The organism is Streptomyces sp. MH60 (assembly GCF_002939385.1).
GTDB lineage: Bacteria > Actinomycetota > Actinomycetes > Streptomycetales > Streptomycetaceae > Streptomyces.
Map to the genome: position 1 here is coordinate 1 of NZ_MULI01000138.1, position 8,519 is coordinate 8,519.

Below are 8,519 nucleotides of genomic sequence, written 5' to 3' on the forward strand. Positions count from 1 at the left end.
CCACCCCCGCCGAACTGGCCCCCGTGGCCGCCGCGACCGGCGCCGTGGACCGGGTGCTGCCCGCCGCCGCACCCGGCCGTGCCGTCCCGCGCACCCTCGACTGGACCGGACCGCCCCCCGCCGTCGCCGTCGACCTGCACGGCAACGGGCCGCCCAGTCACCGCCTGCTGACCCGGCTGCGCCCGCGCAGGCTGCTGGCGTTCGCGCACCCCGCGACCCCCGAGGTGGACGGCCCGCCCTGGTACGCCGAGGAGCACGAGCGCGAGCGGTGGTGCCGACTGCTGCGGGCCTACGGCATCGACGCCGACCCCACCGACCTGCGGCTGCCGCGCCCCGACGCGCCGTCCCCCGCCCCCGGCGCGGTCGTCCTGCACCCCGGCGCCGGAGCCCCCTCCCGCTGCTGGCCGGTGGAACGGTACGCGGCCGTCGCCGAGGCGCTGCGCGCACGGGGACGCCGGGTCGTGGTCACCGGGGGAGCGGACGAGGCGGACCTGGTGGCCCGGCTGGCCAAGCGCGCCGGCCTGCCCGACACGGACGGGTTCGGCGGCGGCCTGCCCTACGACCGGCTCTCCGCCCTGGTCGCCGGTGCCCGCGCCGTCGTCAGCGGCGACACCGGCATCGCCCACCTCGCCGTCGCCCACGCCACGCCCTCCGTGACCCTCTTCGGCCCGGTCCCGCCCAGCCGTTGGGGCCCGCCGCCCCACCCCCGCCACCGCGCCCTGTGGCACCCGGGCCCGGACGGCGACCCGCACGGCCGCCGCACCGACCCCGCGCTGCTGCGGATCACCCCCGACGCCGTACTGCGCGCACTCGACGGACTCGACGGACTCGACGCGCCCGACGCACTCGACGCACTCGACGCGCTCGACGAACCGGACACCCCGGACGCCCCGGAAGAGGGACCATGAACCACCCCGCGCACCACGGCCCGACGGCCACCCGCGAACGGGACCGCCCCGACCCCACGAAACCCGCCCCCGTCGGCATCGTCATCGCCACCCGGAACCGCCGCGCGAGCCTCGCCGTCACCCTGCGCAACCTGCTCGCCCTGCCCGAGCGGCCCGAGGTCCTCGTCGTCGACAACGCCTCCACCGACGACACCCGCGCCATGCTGGCCCGCGACTTCCCCCAGGTCCGCGTCCTCGCCCTGCCGGTCAACCGCGGCGCCCTCGCCCGCACCCACGGGGTCCGCGCCCTGGACACCCCGTACGTGGCGTTCAGCGACGACGACTCCTGGTGGGCGCCCGGCTCCCTGCGCGCCGCCGCCCGGCACTTCGACGAGCACCCCCGGCTCGGCCTGCTCTCCGCCCGCACCCTCGTCGGCCCCGCCGACGCCGCGGACCCCCTCAACGACCTGCTCGCCGACTCCCCGCTCGGCACCGCCACCGACCTGCCCGGCACCCAGGTGCTCGGCTTCCTCGGCTGCGCCGCCGTCGCCCGCCGCACCGCGTACCTGGACGCGGGCGGCTACCACCCGCTGCTCTTCTTCGGCGCCGAGGAGACCCTCCTCGCCTACGACCTCGCGGCCCGCGGCTGGGGCGTCACGCACTGCGCCGACGTGGTCGCCCACCACCACCCGGACCCCCGCCCCCGCACCGGCCGCCCGGCCGTCGTACGCCGCAACGAACTCCTCACCGCCTGGCTGCGCCGCCCCCTCCCGCACGCCCTGGCCCGCACCCGTGCCCTCGCCGCCGACGCCCGCCGCGACCCGCACGCCCGGCACGCCCTGCGCGAGACGCTCACCCGCCTGCCCGCCGCCCTGCGCGCCCGCAGGCCGCTGCCCCCGCACGTGGAGCGGGCCGCCCGCCTCCTGGACGAAGGCGACGGAGCGGCCTCATGACGGACACCCGGACCACCGTCGTCGTCATCACCCACAACCGGTGCCCCGAACTCCTGCGCACCCTGGACCGGCTCGCCGAACTCCCCGAAGAACCCCAGGTGATCGTCACCGACAACGGCTCCACCGACGGCACGGCCACCGCCGTCGCCCGCCACCACCCCGGCGTACGGCTCCTGCGCCCCGGCCGCAACCTCGGCGCCGTCGGCCGCAACCTGGCCGTCCGCCAGGTCACCACCCCCTACGTCGCGTTCTGCGACGACGACTCCTGGTGGGCGCCCGGCTCCCTGGCCGGAGCCGCGGACCTGCTCGACCGCCACCCGGCGGTCGGCTCGGTCACCGCCCGCATCCTGGTCGAACCGGACGGCACCGAGGACCCGATCGTCGAGGAGCTGCGCGACTCGCCCGTGCCCCGCCCCGACTGGCTCCCCGGACCGGCGCTCGGCTCCTTCCTGGCCGCCGCGACCGTCCTGCGCACCGACGCCTTCCGGACCGCGGGCGGCTTCCACCCCCGGCTGTGGCTGGGCGGCGAGGAGGAGCTGCTCGCCGCCGACCTGGCCGCCAACGGCTGGTGGCTGACGTACGCCGACGACCTGACGATCCATCACCACCCGTCCGGGGTGCGGGACTCCACCGTGCGCAGGGCGCACGGCATCCGCAACACCCTGTGGTTCACCTGGCTGCGCCGCCCGGCCGGCCCCGCCCTGCGCCGCACCCTCCACCTGGCCCGCACCGTCCCCCGCGACACCGCGTCCCTGCGCGCCTTCGCGGAGGCGACGGCCGCCCTGCCGTGGGTGCTGCGCGAGCGCCGGGTGCTGCCGCCGGAGGTCGAGGCCCGGCTGCGCTCACTGGAACCCGCCCAGCGCGACTCGACGGCCCGCAGCTACACCGGCTGACCCGGCCGGGGACGCGGTGGAGGGCGCGCTAACCCTCCGTCCACCGGCACAGCAGCCGGAACGCCGCGAACAGCGTCACCGGCCACACGGCGGCGAACGCCCAGATCACGCCGGGCGCGGAGGTGACGATGCCGACGACCATCAGCGTCACCGACACGGCGAGCAGCAGAAGGACGGTCGGGGTGCGCGGGCGGTAGGCCGCCAGGCGGGTGGGATCGGGGAGGCGGTGGAGCCTCAGCGTGCGCAGGCGCCGGTCGAGGCGGCGGTCGCGGCTGAGTGCCCGTTCGACCTCGTCGAGTACGCGTTGCTCGTGATCGGGGAGCCGGCCGATGGACATGGTGTCTCCTCCCCAGGGGGCGGACCGACCCCCGCCGAGTGCCCGTGCCGCGCGGCGGCTAACCGCGCGGCGGCTCAGGCGCCGCCGTGCCGCCACCCGCCGACGCGGTCCGCAACGCGGCCACCAGGCCGTCCGCCGAGTCCCGGACCGGGTCGGCCGCCCGGAGCCCCGCGCCGATCCGCGCCGCCTCCGCCCGGCCCTCGGCCAGGCACCACTGCCACCAGAGCTCCAGCTCCCCTTCCGCGGACGCCCCGGCCAGCCGTTCGGCGGCGACCAGCGCCGGCCAGCCGCAGGCGTGGGCCTGTGCCGTCACCTTCGCGCCGCCCTCGACCGGGTCGACCGCCAGGACCGGGACACTGGCCCGCAGCGCGAGCACCAGCCCGTGCAGCCGGTCGGTGACGACCAGGTCGAGGCGGGCCAGTACGGACTCCAGCTGGGCCGGGGTGCCGCACAGCCGCCAGTCGTGGGCGTCGAGCCGGGTCTCCAGCTCCAGCCGGGCACAGTCCCGGCCGGCCAGCCAGCGGGTCAGCACGGCGGCGACCTCCTCGTGCCGCCGTCGGCCCCCGTACTCCCGCTGCCCGTGGGTGAGCACCACCCCGACGACGGGCACCGCCGGGAGCGCCGGAGCGCGGGCCGCGAGGTCCAGGCCGGGACCGGTCCCGGCGGCGTCGCGGGCCAGCACCTGGTGGAAGCCGGTGACGGCCGGGGAGTCCGGGTCGACCACGGAGACCCCGACCGCGATCCGCACGCAGTGCGCGAACCGCCGGTGCAGCTCCTCGACCTGCGGCCCGTGCACCGGCCCGCACACGAACACCAGCCGGGAGTACGCCGCCGGGTCCAGGTCGTCGAAGTGCGTGCCGTCGGCGCGGAAACCGGGGCTCCACACGACGTCGTACGCGAGCCCCGCGTCCCGCAGCACCCGCTCCACCCGCGCCAGCGCCAGCACGTCCCCGGCCGTCGCCTCCCCGTGCAGGAAGCTGAACCAGCCGGTCACCAGGATTCCGTCCCGTCCGCGCACAGTGCCCCCGGGTGCCCCGCCGGCGGCCCGGCAACCCCCGCGACCGCGACCGGGCGGTCCGGTCAGCGGCCGACCACCGGTCCGAAGGCATCGCGCACGTCGCCGTTCGAGGGTGTGACGGCCATCCGCGACGGCAGCGCGTCGAAGTACCGGAGGACGCCGGGGCAGCTCTCGCCGCCCAGCTGCACCGTGCGGTCGACGACGAGCTTCCCGGTCCTGAGCGCGTAGCCCTTCACCCGGACCGCCAGCCTGTTGAACCTGACACTGCCGATGTGGCCGTTGTGGTCCCGGTACCGGCACGTCTCGACCACGTCCCCGGCCGCCGCCTCGCCGGTGCACACCACCAGGGAGGCGTGGGCCGTGTCGGTCCGCCACGCCTCGGGCAGCTTGTCGGTGTACTCGGTGTCGCCGACGAACACGGCGCGGGTGCGGCCCTTGCGGTAGGCGGGGGCCTGGGAGTACTTCGCCGGTTTCCGGCAGTAGCCGGAGCCCATGCCGTCCGCCGCCGCGACCAGCTCGGTGATCCGGTCCAGCTCGATCGCCAGCCCCGCCTTCCTGACCCCCTCGCGGGCGGCGTCCGCGTGGGCGTCGTCCGGGTACGCGTCGAGCAGCCGCTGGTAGCGCTCGCGGGCGCCCGGCCAGTCCTCCGTGGACATGAAGCCGTCGGCGCAGTCCATCAGCGCCTGGGGGGCCGTCCGGGCCGCGGTGGCGGAGGCCGGGCCGGTCAGGTCCCCGGGCCCGGGGGCGTGCTCCCGCAGCCAGTCCGCGATGGTCACGGTCAGACAGCCGTCGTCGGTGGGCAGCCGGCCGAGGAAGCGGTCCAGCGTCGTCCTGACGGTCTGCTCGTTGCCGGACTCGCCGAGCACCGCGCCGAGCCGCCGGAAGCCGGTCTCCAGCGAGTCCAGGTCACCGGTCAGCCCGCCGCTGAGATAGCTCCCGGCCGTGTCCAGCCGCTCGCACGCCTCGACCACCGCGTCGCCCCGGGCGGCCGACGGCGCGGCGAGCAGCCGGTGCCGGAACGCCATCCCGTCCTGAGCGGCCACCGCGGCCCCGCAGTCCCCGTCCGCGCGGGCGTCCGCGACGTCGTCCTCGACCCCGTGCGCCTCGAACCGCACCCATCCGGCGGCCGCCAGTACCGGCACGGTCAGGGCGAGCGCGAGCAGCCGCTGCCCGTGCCGGGGCCCGGCCGCCGGGTGCCGCCGCGCGAGCCACCAGCCGTGCCCGACGACCGCCGCCCACCACAGCACCACGAGCAGCTCGCACCACGTCTCGGCGACCGCGTACGTCAGCCACAGCAGGGACACCGTGACCACCGCGGCGGCCCAGAACAGCGCCCGGCGCCCCGCGATCAGGTACCCCGCCCCGAGCAGCGAGGCATTGCCGACGGCCACGGCGAGCGGATCGGGCACACGCGGCTCCCGGGGAGCCACCCGCCCGTAGTCAGGACCGGGGTCCCAGACCTCGGCGGTGCCGGGCTCCGCAGGCACGTCGGCGGGACGGACCGGTTCCTCCCGCGGCGGCTCGGTCATCCCGCGTACTCCTCGCCGCTCTCACCGCTGCGGACCCGCACGTACGCCTCGGCGGCCGGCAGGTACAGCAGGACCACGCCCGGGACGGCGAGCAGCGCGGCGAGCAGCAGCGTGGTGCCGCCGTACAGCGGATCGTCGAGGGCGAACGGCGCGGCGACGACCAGGATCACCGCGGTCAGACAGCTCACCGCGGTCCGGGCGCCGCGCCGGCCCCGGCCCGCCCGGACGGCGAGCCAGAAGCAGACCGCCAGCAGCAGGAGCACCAGGGCCGCCGCCTCCCCCGGGCCGGCCGCCGTCGTCGCCGCGACCAGCGTTCCCAGCATCACCAGCACCACCGCCAGCGTCACACTCCACGGCCGACGGGTCGCCTCGGTGGTCATCGGATCACTTCCTTCATCTGCCTTCTCCGAGCTGTTCCTGCTCCGGACTCGGGTGTCCTCGCCAGGGGGGAACGGGTGCGGGGTGGCGCGGCCCTGGCGGACCCGGCGCCGTGCCGCCCCGCACTCCCCCGGCCACCGATTCCACCGCGGAACACCGTTGTTCAGCAGCCCGCACCCGGCACTGAACAATGCGGCGGGCCCCGCGGAACGGACCGGAACCATGCGGACCCGCCGTGAAGGCACCGTGAACTCCCCGTGCGCCACCCCCCGACGAGCAGCCCGGCGCTTGCCGCCCGCGCCCGCGCCTCCCTACCGTGGGCGCCCGGACGGGGACCGAGAGCGACGGCGGGGGCGGGGCGCACGTGGGCGGAAAGGGAGTGGGACGCCGGGAACGGCGGCTGGACCCCGCGGCCGGACCGGTACAGCGGTTCGCCGCCGAACTCCGCGCCCTGCGCGAATCGGTGGGGCGGCCGACGTACCGGACGATGGCCGACAAGGTCCCGTTCTCGGTGACCGCCCTGTCGCAGGCGGCCGCCGGACGGCAACTGCCCACCCTCGCGGTGACCCTCGCCTACGTCGACGTGTGCGGCGGCGACCCGGAGGAGTGGGAGCGGCGCTGGCGGGCGGCGAGCGCGGAGGCCGCCGCACTCGCGACCGCCGACGAGGAGACCCGCCCGCCCTACCGCGGTCTGGCCCGCTACGAACCGGACGACGCCGCCCTGTTCTTCGGCCGCGACCGGCTGGTGGACCGCCTGGAGGGACTGACCCGCCGGCACCGCTTCACCGCCGTCTTCGGCCCCTCGGGCAGCGGCAAGTCCTCCCTGCTGCGGGCCGGTCTGATCCCCCGCCTGCGCACGCCCGCAACCGGCACCGACGCACCCGCCGCCCCCGCCGCCGTCCGCATCCTCACCCCCGGCGCGGCCCCGCTGACCACCCACGCGGACCGGCTCGACCCCGTGCCCGGCACGGACGCCGACACCTGGCTGATCGTCGACCAGTTCGAGGAGCTGTACACCCTCTGCGCCGACCCGGCCGAGCGGAACGCCTTCGTCGACCGGCTCCTGACCGCCACCGGTCCCGGCAGCCGGCTGCGCGTCGTGGTCGCCGTCCGCGCCGACTTCCTCGGGCGCTGCGCCGAACACCCCGGGCTCACCGCCGCGTTGCAGGACGCCACCCTGCTGGCCGGTCCGATGAGCCGCGAGGAACTGCGGGAGGCCGTCGTCCGGCCGGCCGCCGCGGCCTCCCTGGTCGTCGAACGCGCCCTGACCACCCGGCTGCTCGACGAGGTCGAGGACGCGCCGGGCGGACTGCCGCTGATGTCGCACGCGCTGCTGGAGACCTGGCGGCACCGCACCGGCCGGACCCTGACCGTCGCCGGCTACGAGGCGGCCGGAGGACTGCGCGGCGCCGTCGTCCGCACCGCCGAGGAGGTGTACGGCGAACTCACCGCGCCGCAGGCCGACCTCGCGCGCCGGATCCTGCTGCGGCTGGTCGCCCCGGGCGACGGCACCCCCGACACCCGGCGCCCCGCCGAGCACGCGGAACTCGACCTCGGCGACCGGGACGGCACCCGCGCCGTGCTGGACCGGCTGGTCGCCGCCCGGCTGCTCACCTTCGACGACGGCACCGTCGAACTCGCCCACGAGGCCCTCATCACCGCGTGGCCCCGGCTGCGCGGCTGGATCGACGCCGAACGCGACCGGCTCCGCGTCCACCGCGCGCTCTCCGAGGCCGCCCGCACCTGGCTGACCCTCGGCCGGGAGAACGCCGCGCTCTACGCGGGCTCACGGCTGGCCGCCGCCCGCGAGGCGTTCGCGCCGGACGCGCGCGGCGGGGAACCGGCGCCGGGGGAACTGACCCCGGCGGAGCGCGAGTTCCTGGCCGCCTCGCTCCACCGGCGGCGGCGCGCGGTGTGGCTCCGACGCGGACTGTCGGCCGTCCTCGCGCTGCTGGTCCTGGTCGCCTCGGGCACCGCCGTCGTCGCGCTCCGGGCACGGGCCGCCGCCCAGGCGGAGCGGGACGACGCCGTCTTCGGCCGGATCACCGCGGAGGCCGACCGGCTGCGCGAGACCAACGCCGCCCTCTCCGCCCGGCTGGACGTCGCCGCGCTCGGCATGCGCACCACCCCCGAACTGCGCACCGCGCTCACCACGGACGCGGGCCGGGTGCTGTCCACCCGGCTGCCCGGACACGACGACATCGGCAGCGCCGTGGCCTTCGCCCCGGACGGCCGCACCCTCGCCAGCGGCGGCCACGACGGCACCGTACGGCTGTGGGACACGGCCGGGTCCGGCGAGCGGCTCGGGGAGCCGCTGCGGATCGCCGGCGGCCCGGTGGGCGCGGTGGCGTACGCGCCGGACGGCACCGTGCTGGTGGCGGCCGGGCACGACGGCGGCATCCGGCTGTGGGACACCCGGGACCGCGCCCGGCCCCGGCCCCTGGGCGAGCCCCTGGTCAGCCACGGGGGCAAGTCCGTCACCTCCGTCGCCTTCGCCCCCGACGGCCGCACCCTCGCCACCGCC

8 protein-coding genes are annotated in these 8,519 nt (G+C 77.3%); 4 read left to right on the forward strand and 4 right to left on the reverse strand.

Annotated elements, in window-relative coordinates; all coding sequences use genetic code 11:
* The 3 genes from BZZ08_RS37520 to BZZ08_RS37530 all read left to right on the forward strand — a co-directional run.
* On the forward strand, window positions 1–908 hold a 908-nt coding region (locus BZZ08_RS37520; protein WP_104636614.1), incomplete at its 5' end, for a glycosyltransferase family 9 protein.
* Window positions 905–1,840, forward strand: coding sequence for a glycosyltransferase family 2 protein (locus BZZ08_RS37525; protein WP_104636615.1), 936 nt, complete (start codon window positions 905–907; stop codon window positions 1,838–1,840). The genes BZZ08_RS37520 and BZZ08_RS37525, both read left to right, overlap by 4 nt.
* Window positions 1,837–2,733, forward strand: a complete 897-nt coding sequence (locus BZZ08_RS37530; protein ID WP_104636616.1) for a glycosyltransferase family 2 protein — start codon at window positions 1,837–1,839, stop codon at window positions 2,731–2,733. The genes BZZ08_RS37525 and BZZ08_RS37530 overlap by 4 nt, the downstream gene beginning before the upstream one ends.
* 28 nt (window positions 2,734–2,761) lie before the next feature.
* Here BZZ08_RS37530 and BZZ08_RS37535 read toward each other — a convergent pair whose 3' ends face one another.
* The 4 genes from BZZ08_RS37535 to BZZ08_RS37550 all read right to left on the reverse strand — a co-directional run bounded on the left by BZZ08_RS37535 (window position 2,762) and on the right by BZZ08_RS37550 (window position 5,997).
* Window positions 2,762–3,070: a DUF3040 domain-containing protein gene (locus BZZ08_RS37535; protein WP_104636617.1), complete on the reverse strand. Its 309-nt coding sequence runs from the start codon at window positions 3,068–3,070 to the stop codon at window positions 2,762–2,764.
* Between the two features lie 58 nt (window positions 3,071–3,128).
* Entirely contained in the window at window positions 3,129–4,064 is a 936-nt protein-coding gene (locus BZZ08_RS37540) for a polysaccharide pyruvyl transferase family protein (protein ID WP_104636618.1), read from the reverse strand.
* Window positions 4,065–4,150: 86 nt separating this feature from the next.
* Entirely contained in the window at window positions 4,151–5,617 is a 1,467-nt protein-coding gene (locus BZZ08_RS37545) for a tetratricopeptide repeat protein (RefSeq protein WP_104636619.1), read from the reverse strand.
* The gene (locus tag BZZ08_RS37550; RefSeq protein WP_104636620.1) at window positions 5,614–5,997 is read right to left on the reverse strand and encodes a hypothetical protein; all 384 of its coding nucleotides are present in this window, start codon (window positions 5,995–5,997) and stop codon (window positions 5,614–5,616) included. Before BZZ08_RS37550 ends, BZZ08_RS37545 begins: the two co-directional genes overlap by 4 nt.
* A gap of 377 nt (window positions 5,998–6,374) precedes the next feature.
* Here BZZ08_RS37550 and BZZ08_RS37555 point away from each other — a divergent pair.
* Window positions 6,375–8,519 (forward strand): nSTAND1 domain-containing NTPase (locus BZZ08_RS37555; protein WP_446750295.1); only part of this gene is annotated, 2,145 nt, incomplete at its 3' end.

Bases quoted from the DNA above. Each gene is read 5' to 3' on its own strand.
- BZZ08_RS37525 (WP_104636615.1), top strand. From the start codon at position 905: ATGAACCACCCCGCGCACCACGGCCCGACGGCCACCCGCGAACGGGAC.
- BZZ08_RS37530 (WP_104636616.1), top strand. From the start codon at position 1,837: ATGACGGACACCCGGACCACCGTCGTCGTCATCACCCACAACCGGTGC.
- BZZ08_RS37535 (WP_104636617.1), bottom strand. From the start codon at position 3,070: ATGTCCATCGGCCGGCTCCCCGATCACGAGCAACGCGTACTCGACGAG.
- BZZ08_RS37545 (WP_104636619.1), bottom strand. From the start codon at position 5,617: ATGACCGAGCCGCCGCGGGAGGAACCGGTCCGTCCCGCCGACGTGCCT.
- BZZ08_RS37550 (WP_104636620.1), bottom strand. From the start codon at position 5,997: ATGACCACCGAGGCGACCCGTCGGCCGTGGAGTGTGACGCTGGCGGTG.